Source organism: Mycobacterium barrassiae (assembly GCF_025822765.1).
GTDB classification, from domain to species: Bacteria; Actinomycetota; Actinomycetes; order Mycobacteriales; family Mycobacteriaceae; genus Mycobacterium; species Mycobacterium barrassiae.
The window spans coordinates 660,863-675,196 of the sequence record NZ_JACKUK010000023.1 but is presented as its reverse complement, the minus strand read 5'-3'; the positions used below and the strand labels follow the sequence as shown (position 1 = coordinate 675,196).

16 protein-coding genes and 1 tRNA gene are annotated in these 14,334 nt (G+C 64.5%); 14 read left to right on the top strand and 3 right to left on the bottom strand.

Annotation, left to right across the window (positions count from 1 at the left end; genetic code table 11):
- The first annotated feature begins 19 nt into the window (after positions 1–19).
- Positions 20–92, top strand: a tRNA-Ala gene (locus H7J93_RS13630).
- A gap of 80 nt (positions 93–172) precedes the next feature.
- On the opposite strand, the gene H7J93_RS13625 is transcribed toward H7J93_RS13630, so the two are convergent.
- The gene (locus H7J93_RS13625; RefSeq protein WP_267306796.1) at positions 173–1,360 is read right to left on the bottom strand and encodes a tyrosine-type recombinase/integrase; all 1,188 of its coding nucleotides are present in this window, start codon (positions 1,358–1,360) and stop codon (positions 173–175) included.
- Complete coding sequence (locus tag H7J93_RS13620; protein WP_267306795.1) at positions 1,357–1,938, bottom strand: hypothetical protein; 582 nt, start codon at positions 1,936–1,938, stop codon at positions 1,357–1,359. Before H7J93_RS13620 ends, H7J93_RS13625 begins: the two co-directional genes overlap by 4 nt.
- Positions 1,939–1,992: 54 nt before the next feature.
- Here H7J93_RS13620 and H7J93_RS13615 point away from each other — a divergent pair, with 54 nt between their 5' ends.
- From H7J93_RS13615 to H7J93_RS13565, 11 genes are all read left to right on the top strand, one after another.
- Positions 1,993–2,220, top strand: a complete 228-nt coding sequence (locus H7J93_RS13615; RefSeq protein ID WP_267306794.1) for a helix-turn-helix domain-containing protein — start codon at positions 1,993–1,995, stop codon at positions 2,218–2,220.
- A 234-nt stretch (positions 2,221–2,454) separates the two neighbouring features.
- Entirely contained in the window at positions 2,455–3,891 is a 1,437-nt protein-coding gene (locus tag H7J93_RS13610; protein WP_267306793.1) for an AAA family ATPase, read from the top strand.
- A 142-nt stretch (positions 3,892–4,033) separates the two neighbouring features.
- Positions 4,034–4,237, top strand: a complete 204-nt coding sequence (locus H7J93_RS13605; RefSeq protein WP_267306792.1) for a hypothetical protein — start codon at positions 4,034–4,036, stop codon at positions 4,235–4,237.
- Positions 4,238–4,243: 6 nt separating this feature from the next.
- A complete protein-coding gene (locus H7J93_RS13600) occupies positions 4,244–4,498 on the top strand; it encodes a hypothetical protein (protein ID WP_267306791.1) in 255 nt (84 codons plus the stop codon).
- Between the two features lie 474 nt (positions 4,499–4,972).
- Complete coding sequence (locus H7J93_RS13595; RefSeq protein WP_267306790.1) at positions 4,973–6,439, top strand: terminase large subunit domain-containing protein; 1,467 nt, start codon at positions 4,973–4,975, stop codon at positions 6,437–6,439.
- Positions 6,436–7,791, top strand: coding sequence for a phage portal protein (locus H7J93_RS13590; protein ID WP_267306789.1), 1,356 nt, complete (start codon positions 6,436–6,438; stop codon positions 7,789–7,791). The genes H7J93_RS13595 and H7J93_RS13590 overlap by 4 nt, the downstream gene beginning before the upstream one ends.
- The gene (locus H7J93_RS13585; RefSeq protein WP_267306788.1) at positions 7,788–8,345 is read left to right on the top strand and encodes a VG15 protein; all 558 of its coding nucleotides are present in this window, start codon (positions 7,788–7,790) and stop codon (positions 8,343–8,345) included. Before H7J93_RS13590 ends, H7J93_RS13585 begins: the two co-directional genes overlap by 4 nt.
- Positions 8,342–8,776, top strand: coding sequence for a hypothetical protein (locus tag H7J93_RS13580; protein ID WP_267306787.1), 435 nt, complete (start codon positions 8,342–8,344; stop codon positions 8,774–8,776). Before H7J93_RS13585 ends, H7J93_RS13580 begins: the two co-directional genes overlap by 4 nt.
- Before the next feature lie 115 nt (positions 8,777–8,891).
- Positions 8,892–9,752, top strand: coding sequence for a phage major capsid protein (locus tag H7J93_RS13575; RefSeq protein ID WP_267306786.1), 861 nt, complete (start codon positions 8,892–8,894; stop codon positions 9,750–9,752).
- A gap of 123 nt (positions 9,753–9,875) precedes the next feature.
- Positions 9,876–10,190, top strand: a complete 315-nt coding sequence (locus H7J93_RS13570; protein ID WP_267306785.1) for a hypothetical protein — start codon at positions 9,876–9,878, stop codon at positions 10,188–10,190.
- Positions 10,190–10,489: a hypothetical protein gene (locus H7J93_RS13565; RefSeq protein ID WP_267306784.1), complete on the top strand. Its 300-nt coding sequence runs from the start codon at positions 10,190–10,192 to the stop codon at positions 10,487–10,489. The genes H7J93_RS13570 and H7J93_RS13565 overlap by 1 nt, the downstream gene beginning before the upstream one ends.
- A 276-nt stretch (positions 10,490–10,765) precedes the next feature.
- On the opposite strand, the gene H7J93_RS13560 is transcribed toward H7J93_RS13565, so the two are convergent.
- Positions 10,766–12,757, bottom strand: a complete 1,992-nt coding sequence (locus H7J93_RS13560; protein ID WP_267306783.1) for a serine/threonine-protein kinase — start codon at positions 12,755–12,757, stop codon at positions 10,766–10,768.
- Between the two features lie 181 nt (positions 12,758–12,938).
- On the opposite strand from H7J93_RS13560, the gene H7J93_RS13555 reads away from it, so the two are divergent.
- Positions 12,939–13,586 (top strand): TetR/AcrR family transcriptional regulator, encoded by a 648-nt coding sequence (locus H7J93_RS13555; RefSeq protein ID WP_267306782.1) that lies wholly within the window; start codon positions 12,939–12,941, stop codon positions 13,584–13,586.
- Positions 13,587–14,082: 496 nt separating this feature from the next.
- On the top strand, positions 14,083–14,280 hold the full coding sequence (locus tag H7J93_RS13550; RefSeq protein ID WP_267306781.1) for an excalibur calcium-binding domain-containing protein: 198 nt from the start codon (positions 14,083–14,085) through the stop codon (positions 14,278–14,280).
- The last annotated feature ends 54 nt before the right edge of the window (positions 14,281–14,334 follow it).

The window sequence follows — 14,334 nt, the reverse complement described above, 5'->3', positions numbered from 1 at the left end:
TCGATGGGCACGACTTCACGGGGCTATGGCGCAGTTGGTAGCGCACCACACTGGCAGTGTGGGGGTCAGGGGTTCGAATCCCCTTAGCTCCACAGATAGAAAACCCGCTCTGACCATTGAGTTAGAGCGGGTTTCTTGTTTGCTACACAGCGCGCCTGGCGGGTCGTTTGTCCTAACTCTGTCCTATCGCGTCGGACTGTCCTACCGTGCCAAATACCTTGGCCGCAGCGGTCAGCCGGTCGTCGGTCACGCGGCCATATACCGCCTGCGTCATCCGCTCGGTATGCCCGTGCCAGGCGGCGACGACATCGGCGGCGATCCCGGCAGCCCGCATCCGCGAGATATTGCTGTGCCGCAGCTTACCGAGCGTGATGGCCTTGAGTCCCGCGGACTTGCGCTGCGCGGCGAACTCGCGGCTGTACTCGCGCACCGGCAGAGGCGTTCCGTCAGCCCGCGAGAGCAACAGATCGGCGTCGGCCAGCGGCCGACCCACGGCCAGACGCTCGCGTAGCTGTACGGTCCGCATGGCCTTGAGCATCGCCAGCTCGCGGGATGGCACCGGCAGATCGCGGGCGCTGCGCTCGGTCTTGGTCGACACGATGGTGTCGCGTCCGTTGACATCCACGCGGGCCTGTCGGATGCGCAGCGCGCCGGTGTCCAGATCGAGGTCCGACCAACGCAGCCCGCCGACCTCCTCACGACGCAGACCGAGCAGGGTCAGGGCGAAACATCCGGCCAGCCGGTGCGCCGCGACGTGATCGAGAAATGCCGTCATCTGCTTGGGCGTCCAGATGTCATCGGCTGCGGTCGCCGTGACGGCCTTCTGCTCGGGTGATTCGAGGTCTGCCGAGGGGTCATAGGTCAGCCATCGCATTCGTTTCGCGTGGGACATGACCGACTTGACTCGAACGATGGCGCGGCGCTTGGTGGCCGGTGCCAGGGCCTTGCCACCCTTGCCGGTCAGCGTGGCCGACCAGTCGGCCAGCGTCGCCGGGGTGATCTGTTGCACGGATACCTCACCGAAGGCGCGACGTGCGTAGGCGAGCGATTCCCGGTCAGCCCGCACCGTGTTCGGTCCGATGGACTGGTCGGCCTCACGGATTTTCAGCCAGTGGTCGGCAACCTCGGTGAAGGTGCGCGATGACTTCGGGGTCCACGTGTGGGCGCTCCACTGGTTGCGCTGCTCGGTGACCCAATCCTGCGCGGCCCTCTTGGTAGTGAACACCTTCGTAGGCCGAACCTGCTTGCCCGTCACGGGGTCGGTTCCAAGCGTTGGCCGTGCGCGCCAGCCCTTGCCGCCGGGTAGGCGCTTGATCGAGCTATCAGTGCGCTCGCCGCGCTGCCGGTCGTCGGTTGTCATCGGTCCTCCTGAATGTCTCGCTGCGGTGGCTGTGGTCGTTTGGGTAGTGGCTTTCCGTCCCACCAGCTTTCTGCCGCAGCGCGTTTCAGTAGCCGGTCAACTGTCTTGGTGCTGACGTTCAGCTCGGCGGCGACGGTGGGCCGTACCGGCTGCCCAAGGCTCAGCGCTCGTTCGGCGATCTTCGCGGCCTGGTAGACCCGGCTGTCGTGGTGCTCGGGCTGTGTTCCGCTCTCGGCGGTGTCGTCCACATAGCCGACCTGCCCGCCGTGTCGTTCGATCCACTGGGCTGCGGTATATGCCAAGCGCCGCGGGTTAATTGAACGCATGGCCTGAGTGTCAATGCGTGCGGTCTCGTTGTTGGTGGTGATGGTGAGCTCGGTCAGTCGTGGCTCGCGGCCCTTGGCCGTCGCCACCTTGACGACGTACGTCAGCGGGTGGCCTTCCAGCTTGACGGCTACCCGCTCGTCGTTCTCCGGGATACGCCCTAGCGGACCTGTGCGGGTCTTGTCGTTGGGAGGGTCCGCGAACGTCACCGAGTAGACGTCGCCGGGTCGCAACTGTGGTCGTGCCGCGCACATGTTGTCCACTCTACTGTGTAGACATTGGACATACAAGACGGCACTCTAGAGACCATGCCGCACAATCACACCGACTCAACACTTTCACTGCCCACACTGGACGAATTGCGCTGTGGGCCACCGACACTCAGTGTCGAGCAAGCCGTCAAGTATCTCGGCGTAAGCCGCGCGTACGGGTATCAGATGGCCCGCGATGGTCGCCTACCCACGATCAAGCTCGGTGAGCGTCGCGTACGGGTGCCCGCTATGGCGCTGCTCAGGATGCTCGAAGGCCAAGCGTAACGAGAACGCCCCGCGGGGCAGTGGATCCCGCGGGGCGTTCAACCGAAGTAGCCACCAGATAGGAGTCCGAGTGACTGGCCCCAATCATACCCCGTGGGGGTACTTTCCACACTGCCCGAATCCGCTGTGCCGTCGCCGGTTGTGGTCGGCCAGCGTTCGGAGGCCGGTGTCGGGGCCAACCCACGACGGGCACTGCCCGCACTGCGGTGCCGACCTCTGCGGAGGCACCGCGACGTGACTGACCCGTATGACTTCGACTTCAACAACCCGACGTGTGACGCCAACTTCGCCGCGATTGCCGAGGCCGACGCCGTTGACGAGCAGCGTCTAAGACGTTGGGGCGCAAGCCGGTTTGCTCTCGGTGAGCTGCGGGGCCGAGGTGAATCGTTGGCGTGGGCGCGCAAGGTCGTGCACGACACTGCGCGCACGAATGCCGGGGCCGACCCGATCACCGACATGCCGAAGCTGATGGCTACGGGTGACGCGCTGGTGAAGGCCGGGGCCACGGATGCCGAAATGGCCGGTCTGCACGCACTGACCCCGGCCGAAATTGCGAAGCTGCAACTTGAGTCAGCCGCATTCCGGGAAGATCGGCGCGCACAGGTCCGCACCCTGGCCCGCAAGATCGCGGCTGACCGCGAGACGACCGTGGCCCAACCGGAACCATGCCTGCTGTCGGAACTGCTCGACGAGCCCGATGAGAGCGCTACGTACCGCATCGGCGAAGTCTGGCCCACCGGTGGCCGGGTGCTGCTCGCCGCACAGTTCAAGTCGGGCAAGTCGACGCTGGTCGGCAACACCGTCCGCAGCTTGGTCGACGGGGAACCTTTCCTCGGTACGTTCCCCGTGAGCCCTGTGGGCAAGGTGGTCCTGATCGACACCGAACTTGATCGGCGCACGCTGCGGCGGTGGCTGCACGATCAGGGCATCCGCAACACCTCTGCCGTGACGGTGGTGCCACTGCGCGGCGCCGTGTCGACGTTCGACATTCTCGACGCGCGCACTCGGACCGAATGGGCGCAGCGGCTCGGCGGTGCAGACGTGGTGATCCTCGACTGCCTGCGGCCGGTGCTCGACGCTCTGGGGCTCTCCGAAGACAAGGACGCCGGGAAGCTCTTGGTTGCCTTCGATGCGCTACTTGCCGAAGTCGGGGCCACCGAGGGCCTGGTGGTCACGCATATGGGACACCAGAACGAACGTGCCCGCGGTGACTCCCGGCTACTCGACTGGCCGGATGCGCTGTGGAAGATCACCCGAGACGGCGACGACACCGACGACGACGGAACCCGACGCCGCTACTTGTCCGCGATGGGGCGTGATGTCGACTTGCCTGAGGGCGCGTTGACGTTCGACGCCGACACCCGGCACCTGAGTTTCGGGTGCGGAGGACGTGCCGACACAGCGCGGGATGCCGCTATTTCGCTGCTGCTCGAAATGGTCGACGCAGCACCCGGAGAATTGTCGAAGAATGCGGCCGAAAATCAATTGATGGATGATCACGGCGTCACGCAAAAGGATGCACGGAAAGCAATCGCACGGGCGATCAAGGCCGGAATGGTCACAGTCACATCAGGACGGCACCGCGGTCATTATCTGTCGCCGGTTGCCGTCAATCCATACCCACAGCCCGCCGAGGTTTTTAATTTCATGCTCGATTCGGAGGGCCGCTAGATGTCCAGTTCGTCAGTTCGTTGTAGTTCGTCAAACGAGCTGGGAAGTAGTTCGTCAGTTCGTTTAAGGGAACGAACTGAACTACTTCACGAACGACGAGCTTGTGACGCAACGAACTAAATCACCGACGAGAGGAGAAGCCGTGACCGACCTGAGTGACTACTGCCGTACCTGTGTCGCCGAATGTGGCTGTGGCCGAACCGACACGCTCACCGAGCCGTTCCAAATCGACTGGCGTGGCCGTGGCTCAATGCTGACCGCTCGATACGAATGCGATGGCGGGCACAAATGGACGTGCCACTGGTCACCGGAATTGCTGGACCTGTACGAGACGATGGGAGAATAGACAGCTATGGCGACGACGGAAGAATACGGCGCGCTGCTGACGGCGCTCGCGTTGATAGACGCCTACGCCGAGCGCGACGAGGATTCAATTAGCGCGCTGCTCGACGGACAGGATGCTGCGCCGGTCGTGTCCAACCTGCTCGAAATCATGCACCGGCTGTTGCGGATTATCTCGGTGGTGACCGAGGACGACCCGCGAAAGCCGATCGAAGAACTTCGCCGCCGTACGCTGGCGCAGATCGCGCAGAAGGGATTCAATTAAAATGCTGCGGCCGTGTATCGAATGCGGCGAGCCGACAAATGGCTCCCATTGCGACGCTCACGCCCGAAAGTCGTCGCCGAAGGCGTCGGCTACCGCGCGCGGCTACGATGCCGCCTGGCATCGTCTGAGTGCCCGTGCGCGCCGGTTGCAGCCGTTCTGCTCGGACTGCGGGGCCACCGAGGACCTACAGTGCGACCACAGCCCGCAGGCGTGGGCGCGCAAGGCTGCGGGCAAGGCCATCCGGCTACGGGACGTGGACGTGGTGTGCGGCCGGTGCAACCGTCGGCGCGGTGCCGCCCGACCAGCAAACATCGCGGACGGTCTAGCAAACATGCCCATGCGGCCGACCAGGGGCTATACCCCTCCCCGAGCCCCTAAGGACCCCGGCGGTAAGGCGCGCTCAGCGTTACACACTGCGTCGACGGCCGACCCGCTATCGGCCAGCAAACATCTCGGCGAACTGGTGGTAACGTCATGAAGGCGGGACCGAAGGCTGCGGTTGATCCGACGCCGTTGCCGTGGCGTCCGAGGTCGGTGGGGTCGGCACGGTTCGCCACGTTCTGCGAGAAGTTCGTGAAGGTGCCGAGCGGCACGGGGGCGCTGACGCCGATGCGGCTGCGGCTGTGGCAACGCGATCTCGTCGGGTCGGTGCTCGACGCCGACCCCCGGCCGCGTACGGCCGGGTGGATGCTGCCGCGCGGTCAGGGAAAGTCGAGCCTGATGGCCGCGTGGGGCCTGTATGAGCTTTTCGAGGGAGGGGAGGCGGCGACCATCGCCGTGGTTGCCACCGACGAACGTCAGGCGGGCATCGTGTTCGGGGTCGCTCGCCGGATGGTGGAGCTTGACCGCGAGTTGGCGCGCCGTGTGCAGGTGTTCAAGGAACGTCTGGTGATCCCGGCACGTGGTGCCGAGTTCCACGTGCTGCCCGCCGAAGCGAAGCGCTTGGAAGGATTGAATTACACGCTGGCCGTGCTCGATGAGGCTGGCGTGGCGAACCGGGACAGCTACGAGGTGTTGACCCTGGGGCAGGGCAAGCGGAAACGCTCGACGCTGGTATGTCTCGGCACACCCGGCCCGAACCTCGATGATCAGGTGTTGCTTGATCTGCGGGCGTCGGCAGCCGAGCACCCGGAGGACAAGAGTCTGGTGTTCCGGGAGTACAGCGCGGCCGGATTCGAGGACCACCCGGTGGACTGCCAGCACTGCTGGACGCTGGCGAACCCGGCACTGGACGACTTCCTGCACCGCGACGCCCTGCACGCGCTGTTGCCGCCGAAAACCCGCGAGGCGTCGTTTCGTCGCGCTCGGCTGTGTCAGCTTGCATCGGACACCGATGGCGCGTTTCTGCCCGCGGGGGTATGGGACGGCCTCGCAACCGGTCAGGGCATCCCGGACGGCACAGAGGTCGTGATTGCTCTCGATGGTTCGTTCTCAGACGACACGACGGCGCTACTGGCCGGAACCGTTTCGCCGACGCCGCATTTCGACGTGGTGAAGGTCTGGGACCCCGCGGGCGACCCCGACTATCGGGTGCCGGTGGCCGAGGTCGAGCAGACCATCAGGGAGGCGTGCCGACGCTGGCAGGTCGTGGAGATTATCGCGGACCCGTTCCGCTGGACCAGGACATTGCAGGCGCTCGCCGCCGAGCGGCTGCCGGTGGTCGAGTTCCCGCACAGCCCAAGTCGTTTGACGGCTGCGACCACCGATCTGTACAGCGCGTGCGTGAACGGCCGTGTCAGCCATTCCGGTAACCCCACGCTGGCCGCTCACGTCGCCGCTGCGGTCATCCGGGAGGACGCCCGAGGTATGCGGCTGGACAAGGCGTCCCGGTCCCGCAACGCCCGCAAGATCGACCTGGCTGCGTGCCTGGTGATGGCACACAGCCGCGCTACCTGGCGAGCCACGAACCGCCGTCGTAAGAAAGTGAGGTCATTCGCATGACCACCCAAACCGAGCTACTGACCAACCTGTTGCAGCGGCTCAACGAGCCGCTGGCCCGCTATGCCGATCTGGACCGGTACTACGACGGCAAGCAGCCGTTGGCGTTCCTGTCCCCGGAGGCCAAGACGGCGCTGGGCAACAGGTTCGGCGTCATGGCGTCCAACCTCCCGCGCCTGGCCGTGACGGCGCTGGCCGAGCGGCTGCGGGTGACCGGATTCACCGGGGAGGCTGCCGCCGTGTGGCCGGACTGGCTGCGTAACGATCTCGATCAGACCAGCGGTGTCGCGCACCGTGAGGCGCTGCTGTTGGGCGACAGCTACGTGATCGTGTGGGCTGATCAGTTCGGCCGACCGCGGGTGACCGTCGAGAGCGCGAAACAGGTTGCCGTGCTGACTGATCCGGGCAGCCGTGAGGTCGTCGCCGCGGTGAAGCGCTGGGAAGACAAGCAGGCCAAGACGACCGAGGCCGTGGTGTATCAGCCCGATGAGATTCGCCGCCTGCGGGCCGACCAGCAAGGCGCAGTAGCCAACGGATTCCGCACCCTGGAAGTGATCCCCAACCCGTTGGGTGTCGTGCCCGTCGTGAACCTGCGCAACACCGACCGCATCGTGGGCGACTGGGGAAGCAGCGAGGTTGACGACCTGAAACCGCTTGTGGACGCGTTGAATAAGTCACTGGCCGACATGATGGTGACGAGTGAGTTCGTCGGCCGTCCGCGGCGCTGGGCGACCGGAATTGAGCTGACCGAGGAACCGCTGACCGACGACGACGGCAACCCGGTACTAGACGACGACGGCCAGCCCGTCATGCGGGAAGTCAACCCGATCCCCGAAGGTCACCGGGCAATGATCTCCGAGAGCGATCAGGCCAAGTTCGGGCAGTTGCCGGCTGCGGACCTGGCCGGCTACGGGGAGTCGGTCAAGGTGCTGCTCGGTCAGATCATGGCGGTGTCGACGCTGCCCGCGCACTACGTCGGAGTGCTCACCGACAACCCGGCCAGCGCGGACGCGCTGCGTGCTGCCGAGGCATCGCTAACCGCCCGCGCCGAAGCTCGACAGCAGACGTTCGGGCGAGCGTGGGAACAGGTGGCCCGTCTCATGGTGGCGGTGCGCGACGGCCGCGACCCGGCGCAGGTAGAGGCACGGGTGCAGTGGGCCGACGCCGCAACCCGCAGCGTCGCGCAAGAGGCCGACGCCGTGGTGAAGCTGTACCAGGCCGGTCTACTGCCGATCTCCTACGCGCTGTCCAAGCTCGGTTACTCCGACGACGACATTGCCGCGATCCGCACCGCACGCCGTGGCGAGGCGCTCGACGGTGCCGGTCTGGACCTGTTGGGAGGTCGGAGCGCATGACGACGACCGGCGTTGACCACTATCAATCGCTGACAGGCGATCTGGCGGCATGGACGGCCGCTGCGGCGGTGCACGTCTACCTGAAAAGCGGCCTGTCGCGCACGGAAATCACAGCCGCGATTGCGACGGTGATCGCGGCCGGGAATGCGGCAGCGGCGACGCTGGCGGTGTTGTTCGTGCGGTCGCTGCTAGAACGCGCCACGCGGGTGCCCACTCCAGCGGCAGACCTACCTCCCGTCGATGACACCGCGCGGCTGCGCACGGCGGTATCAACGATTTTCGATGACACGGCCGCCGAACCGTCAGCCCCGTCACGGCTGGAACGGCTCGCACGCTCCGAGGTGCTGGACACGGGACAGCAGGTCGTACAGGACACCATCAGTCGGTCGCCCGTCGTCACGGGATGGACCCGCAAGCTCGACGCCGACCCCTGCGAGCGGTGCCAGCGGTGGGCTGAGGACGGCCGGGTGTTCCCGAAAGATCACCACTTCAAGCGCCATTTTGGCTGCAACTGTCAGATGAATATCGTTACAAGGGAAGGGAACACAGTATGACCGACACCGACACAGCCACCGAGGACGCGGCGACCGAGGACACAGCCACCGAGGGCACCGAGGACACGGACGCCGCCACCGAGGGCGACGAGCAGCCCGACGACGCCGAGACGTTCCCGCGGTCGGTTGTCGAGAAGCTGCGGCAGGAGAACGGGCGCTACCGGCAGCGCGCGGCGCAGGCCGACGCCTACGCGCAGCGGCTACACGCGGCGCTGGTGGCCGCTACCGGCCGTCTGGCCGACCCGGCTGACTTGCCGTTCGACGCCGAGCACCTGGACGACCCGGACGCGCTGACCGCTGCCCTGGACGCACTGCTGACCGACAAGCCGCACCTGGCGTCCCGCAAGCCGTCCGGTGACATCGGGCAAGGCAACCGCGGACCGGCGTCGGGATCGTTTTCGCTGCTGGACACGCTCAAGTCTCTGACCTGATACCCCCTGGGGGTAAACTGGTGAGGTCGGTTCCTGGCGGACCGGCCCCACGGTTGTCCTGGCGGCACGGGTAGTCCATTCGACAATCCCTATGTCGCATAAGGAATTTTCACTCATGGCCATCGAAGTAACTTCGGGCAACAGCACTCTTATTCAGTCGCAGGTCGCCAGCCTGCTCGTCCAGCCGCTAGAGCAGGCCAGCACGTTCTTGGCCGCTGGCCCCGTCGTGCTGGACAGTTCCAGCCCGGTCCGGGTGCCGCGCATCGTCAACGGCGTCACGGCCGGGTTCGTGGCCGAGGGCGCGCAGATCAGCGACGGTGACGTGGCATTCGATGAGGTGACCCTGTTGCCGAGCACGCTCAAGGGTCTCAAGGTGCTGGTGAAGCTCAGCAATGAGCTGATCCGTACCAGCGTCGTCGGGCTGGAAAGCGTGCTGCGTACCCGGCTGGTCACCGACGTAGCCAACGCGCTCGACGCGGCGCTGTGGGACGGTGCTGGCGCGTCCAACACGGTGAAGGGCATCCTTCGCGCTACCGGGATCACCACTGGCGTGCTGAACCTGGCCGACCCCGACAGCCTGATCGACGGCCTGGCGGCTGCGCAGGGCAACAAGGTGACCCCATCCCATTGGGTCATGACCAGCTCGTCGTGGGCGACGCTGCGGAAGAACAAGACAGCCGCCACCGGCAGCAAGCAGTACCTCTTTGATCCGAATGGCGGCATCGCGGGCGGTACAGAGCTGCGGCTGTTCGGCCTGCCCGTCATCGTCACCGACAACATTCCAGCCGCGTCGGGCAAGGCACGGGTGGCCCTGGTCGACTTCTCCAAGGTAGTTGTGGCCCGCGATGTCAACGCCGAGGTCAAGATCCTCGATCAGACCTGGGGCGACTACGACAGCATCGGTATCCGCGTCGTGAGCCGTTGGGACACAGCGCTGTTGCAGGCCAAGGCCGTCACGCTGCTGACCGAAGCCTAGAGACAACAACAACGCCTATCTGGCATAGGCATTGAAAGGTGAAGTCCCGCAATCGGAAAGCGGAAAACCCCCCAGCCCCGGACTTGGATTTTGGGGGGTTATCCACTCGAAAGGATAGCCGACATGGCGGCAGTGACCGGCCAGCAAGTGGCTGACTTCCTGGGCTGTGGCGACGATGTCAGCCTGGTCGTCCTGGCATCGGAGCACGCCGGGATCGTGACCGCGCTGGCGCGCAGCTATACGCGCGGACGCGGGTTCGTCGGTGCAGAGCCCGCCGAGGACGTTGCGGCCGTGATCGTGACGGCTACGGCGCGCCTGGTCGCCAATCCCGAGCAGATCGCGACCGACTACGGCAGCGTGGCGCTTCGCGGCGGCTGGCAGGGCTGGAACCTCGCCGAGCAGATCGTGTTGAACCGCTACCGGGTGAGGGCGCAGTGATGCTTGGCCGCGACCGTATCGAGGTGAAGTTCTGCCCGAAGAATGGCCCCGCCGTCACAGCCGTGTACTACGGCGTCGTGGTCACCGAGCACAACGCCGGAAAGCTCGGACCGTTCGGCGGTGTGACCCAAACCCGGCTGATCCTCCCGCGCCAATTCGATCCCCCTGACGCTGCCACGTGCAACGTGTCGTTTGCGTTCGCCGACCGCACCAACGCACGGCTGGAAAAGCCGATGGTGCCGATCCGTGACGGCCGTGGCCGTGTGCGCCACTACGAAGGCGTGATCAAGTCGGCCTGACCCGAACACCCGTTCGGCGTGTCCTAACTGTGTCCTAACACTCTCGATCACTGGCAAATACGCAGTAGACGTATCGGTACATAGACAACCCTCTGACCTGCACAGAGATGACCGCAGTAGACGCCGAGATACAGACCAGCACACCAACTTTCACACTGGCAGTGTGGGGGTCAGGGGTTCGAATCCCCTTAGCTCCACAACACAGGAACCCGTTCCGACTTCTGTCGGAACGGGTTTTGTCGTTCGGGGAGCGGTTTCGCACCGGTCCGTTGTCCGTCAACGCAGCGGCGCACGGCGAATTGAATGTGGAATCTCGTATGGCGCTCGTTGGCAAATCACCCGTTCGAGGGCGCGAATGTCGGATTCGATCTGCCGCGACAGCCAATATGCGAGCACGAATCCGGCAATGCCCCCAATACACAGCACTCTGACCGGGACGATGACTGCGGCGATCTCAGAGGCGGTCAAGAAGCTGACCGCCACAATGCCGAGCAACGGCACTGAGGCCGCGACCGCCAAATAGCGTGGCAGTCGGCGGCTGAGTGCTTCTAGCTGTTCGGCCTCTCCCACACTCGTCTGTCCGTATGCGACCAGTTCCGGGTAGACGCTGCGCACGATGTAAAAGGTGAGCAAGAAGAACGGGTACGCGATCGCGATAGCGCCACACACAGTGATCGACCCGAAGAAATGGATTGCAGACCGAGCAGAGATTCCACCCGCGAAAAGTTGCATGAGGAGCGGAAACGTCAGCGCGCTCACGAACACCAACCCAAACACGACCAACACCACTCGATCACCCATGACCAGACAGTCATGGCGTGCTCGGGCCAAGGCTTCTGCGGGTGGTGCTGGCCCCCGTCGCAGGCGCCGCGGGACCAGGATGACGTAGCGACACCAATAGACCACCACCGCTGCGCCGAGAGGAAAAAAAATCAGGTTGATCAGCGTGGTGACCAGAAAAAACCGACTTTGAGCCTGCTCGGAAAGATGGCTGACGATAAGCAGCTGATTGTGCTGAATGTTGTACGCGCCGGCCAGCATCACGGGGATGAGGACGGCCAGCGCACTAACCGGAAGAATGAACGGCCGCAGCCGCAGTCGCCAACTGCGCGCGGGCGGATCCACCAAGTCTCGAGCGTGCGGGTCTAGGCATAGCTGGAGTTGCTCGGCGAATTCAGCGCCAGAGCCCCACCGTTGGTCGCGCTCGGCGCTCAATGCCTTGCGCAGCACTCGACGCAGCGCGGTAGGACAGTCGCTAGGTAGCGCGGCGAGCGCAGCAGACGAAATTCCTTCTGCGCGGGTGGTCAGCATCAGCTCGAGCGCGGTACCGTCGCCGACCAATCCGGCCGAGCCCGCCCGAGCGGCTTGCGCCGCGGAATCGTCGAACGGCTTCATGCCGGTCAGGAGTTCCCACAACACGACCGCAAGCGAGTAGATATCGCTGCGGGTATCGAGGTCCGCTTGTTCCAGCGTGTGTCCCGGCTGGCAAGCCGTGAGCTGTTCGGGAGACATGTAGGACAGTGAGCCGCCGAAATAGTCGAACGGGCTTGCGCCCTCGACGTTGCGGGAGAAGCTGACGTTGAAGTCCGCGAGTTTGGGGGTGCCGTCGCGCGTGAGCAGTACGTTCGCGGGTTTGACGTCGCGGTGCAGGACGCCCCGTGAGTTCGCATAGTGCAACGCTCCGGCCAGGCGTTTCCCCAGCCACGCGACAGTCTCGGGCCAGGAAAGGGTGGCCAGCTCAGCGCGAGTGATCGATTGGGTTGGCCGGCTCTCACCGCGTGACTCGAGTGCGATGTCCACCGCGTCGAGCAAGGCCTGACCCGAGTCAGGCCGCTGCTCCCCGGCGAAAATCACCCGACCGACGTCGAGCAGCGTCCCGCCGGGCAAATACTGCATGTACAGCAGCCGCCAGTCTCGATCGCGGAGAACATGCTGGTCGAAGACTCGAACGATGTGATCGTGATCCAGCTGAGCGAGGGTTTGTGGTTCGTGGCCGCGGTTCGCCGATATCTTGACCGCCACCAGCCGCTGCAGCGAAAGTTGCCGGGCCAGAAACACTCGCGCGAATGCACCCCTGCCGAGTTCGATGAGCAGATCGAAGTCGTCGAGTCGCTGGCCGGGCTCTAGCTGCGTGAAGTCGGCGGATGGGCTGATATCGGCAAATGCTGAGCCGAATGTTCCGGTGAGACGTCCTGTGAATTGGCCGGTTTCGGTCCCCGCGTGCGTTTGAGTGAACCCTGCCGCATAGCTGGCAGTCGGATCTGTCATGGCAACCTCGTTTTAGGTCACCTAAATCGTAACGGCTGAGGTACCTGAGCCTGGATGTTTCTGGTGTTGAGGACGTGGCCTCGAGCATGGCGCGTCGGTTGGCGGCACCTGCCGGTCACAGTTGACACCCCAACCAATCCTGGGCACCCTGAGTAAGTAGCTAATTACTTTGGGAGTCGAAATGGCTGAGTCGACGCGGGAGCGCATCCTCAACGAGGCGCTGCGCCTGTTCGGTGAGCAGGGGTTTGCAGGCACCTCGGTCGCCCAGATCGAGCAGGCGGCGGGCCTGTCGCCGGGCTCGGGCGCGCTTTACCGCCACTTCAAGTCCAAAGACGAGCTTCTCATCAAGGCCGTGGAAGCCCGAGTTCTGGACCGCGGCCAGTTCGCACAGTTCCTCTCACCTGATTTCTCGGTGCTCGCGATGCTGGATCTCATCGCGCCCGACACCGACCTCGTCGATCGAGTGGTGTTGTTGTGCAGGATCGGTATGCAGCGGCTCGATCACGACCGCGATGTGACCCGAATCCTGTTACGCGACAACACGACACCGCGGGAGGCACTGGACGTGGTGCGGCGCGACGAGCACTTGGTGGTGCTGTCGGTACTGTCACGAGGGTTGGCCGAACTCGCGGGGCCGGACCGAGCCGACGAAGACTGGGAGGCCTTGGCCGTCGTCCTGCAAAGCGCGTTGTCGCACTACTGGCTGGTGAAAGACCTCTTCGGAGGTGAACATCCGTCTGCCATCGATGCCGAGCGATACTTGCGGGCAATCGCCGACATGGTCGTTGCACGGCTGAAAGTACCTGCCGCGGAGCCAGTCCGGCCGTAGGGCAGACACCTGGGTAGGGGGCCACGCGACCGTGCTGAGGTCGTCGCGGTCTGCACATGGACCGTCCGGCGACTCTTCGCGGCTACCCGGCCGTACATAGAGGTCGCTGCCGGTGGGCCCGCCAGCCATGGTCAGCGCCTGGACGCTCTAAGTCATCAGATTCGCTGGTCAAAAGGGGTTGACGTCGGTTCGACGCTGTGCTCCAATATCTGTAAGTAAGTAGTTACTTATCATGGAGGCACACAATGTTCGGAACGTCCCGGAATCGCATCCCGGTATCCACGTGGTTGAGGCTCAGCATGACCACCGCTGCCCTGACTGCGACCGCTCTGCTGTCGTCTGGGTGCATCGCCGCGGGATACGTCTACGTTCCTGTGTGAGCACCATGCGCTCGGCGGGGGAGTTCCCACAGCGATCCGCGTCGTCTGCGATCTTCTAAAGCTCGTCGGTACGCGGAGATTCCTTCACGACTCATGACTACTTCGAGGAGAGCAAGATGACTCGTACCATCGGGGCAGGCCTGCTACTGGCGTCCATCGTGGCTGTCGGCCCGGCGCCACTCGCCGAGGCGCAGCAGCCCTACCGGAACTGCTCGGAGGCAAGGGCCAACGGCGACACCAACATTCCGTCCACTTCGCCGTACTACGGACCGCACCTGGATCGCGACAACGACGGCATCGGCTGCGAATCTTGAGTGGAATGGGGCCGCACTTCCCATAGAGATTTGTCGCCCAACATTGAGTTCGGG

Bases quoted from the DNA above. Each gene is read 5' to 3' on its own strand.
- H7J93_RS13595 (WP_267306790.1), top strand. From the start codon at position 4,973: ATGAAGGCGGGACCGAAGGCTGCGGTTGATCCGACGCCGTTGCCGTGG.
- H7J93_RS13560 (WP_267306783.1), bottom strand. From the start codon at position 12,757: ATGACAGATCCGACTGCCAGCTATGCGGCAGGGTTCACTCAAACGCAC.
- H7J93_RS13550 (WP_267306781.1), top strand. From the start codon at position 14,083: ATGACTCGTACCATCGGGGCAGGCCTGCTACTGGCGTCCATCGTGGCT.
- H7J93_RS13580 (WP_267306787.1), top strand. From the start codon at position 8,342: ATGACCGACACCGACACAGCCACCGAGGACGCGGCGACCGAGGACACA.
- H7J93_RS13585 (WP_267306788.1), top strand. From the start codon at position 7,788: ATGACGACGACCGGCGTTGACCACTATCAATCGCTGACAGGCGATCTG.
- H7J93_RS13620 (WP_267306795.1), bottom strand. From the start codon at position 1,938: ATGTGCGCGGCACGACCACAGTTGCGACCCGGCGACGTCTACTCGGTG.
- H7J93_RS13625 (WP_267306796.1), bottom strand. From the start codon at position 1,360: ATGACAACCGACGACCGGCAGCGCGGCGAGCGCACTGATAGCTCGATC.
- H7J93_RS13565 (WP_267306784.1), top strand. From the start codon at position 10,190: ATGCTTGGCCGCGACCGTATCGAGGTGAAGTTCTGCCCGAAGAATGGC.
- H7J93_RS13555 (WP_267306782.1), top strand. From the start codon at position 12,939: ATGGCTGAGTCGACGCGGGAGCGCATCCTCAACGAGGCGCTGCGCCTG.
- H7J93_RS13615 (WP_267306794.1), top strand. From the start codon at position 1,993: ATGCCGCACAATCACACCGACTCAACACTTTCACTGCCCACACTGGAC.
- H7J93_RS13590 (WP_267306789.1), top strand. From the start codon at position 6,436: ATGACCACCCAAACCGAGCTACTGACCAACCTGTTGCAGCGGCTCAAC.
- H7J93_RS13575 (WP_267306786.1), top strand. From the start codon at position 8,892: ATGGCCATCGAAGTAACTTCGGGCAACAGCACTCTTATTCAGTCGCAG.
- H7J93_RS13600 (WP_267306791.1), top strand. From the start codon at position 4,244: ATGGCGACGACGGAAGAATACGGCGCGCTGCTGACGGCGCTCGCGTTG.
- H7J93_RS13570 (WP_267306785.1), top strand. From the start codon at position 9,876: ATGGCGGCAGTGACCGGCCAGCAAGTGGCTGACTTCCTGGGCTGTGGC.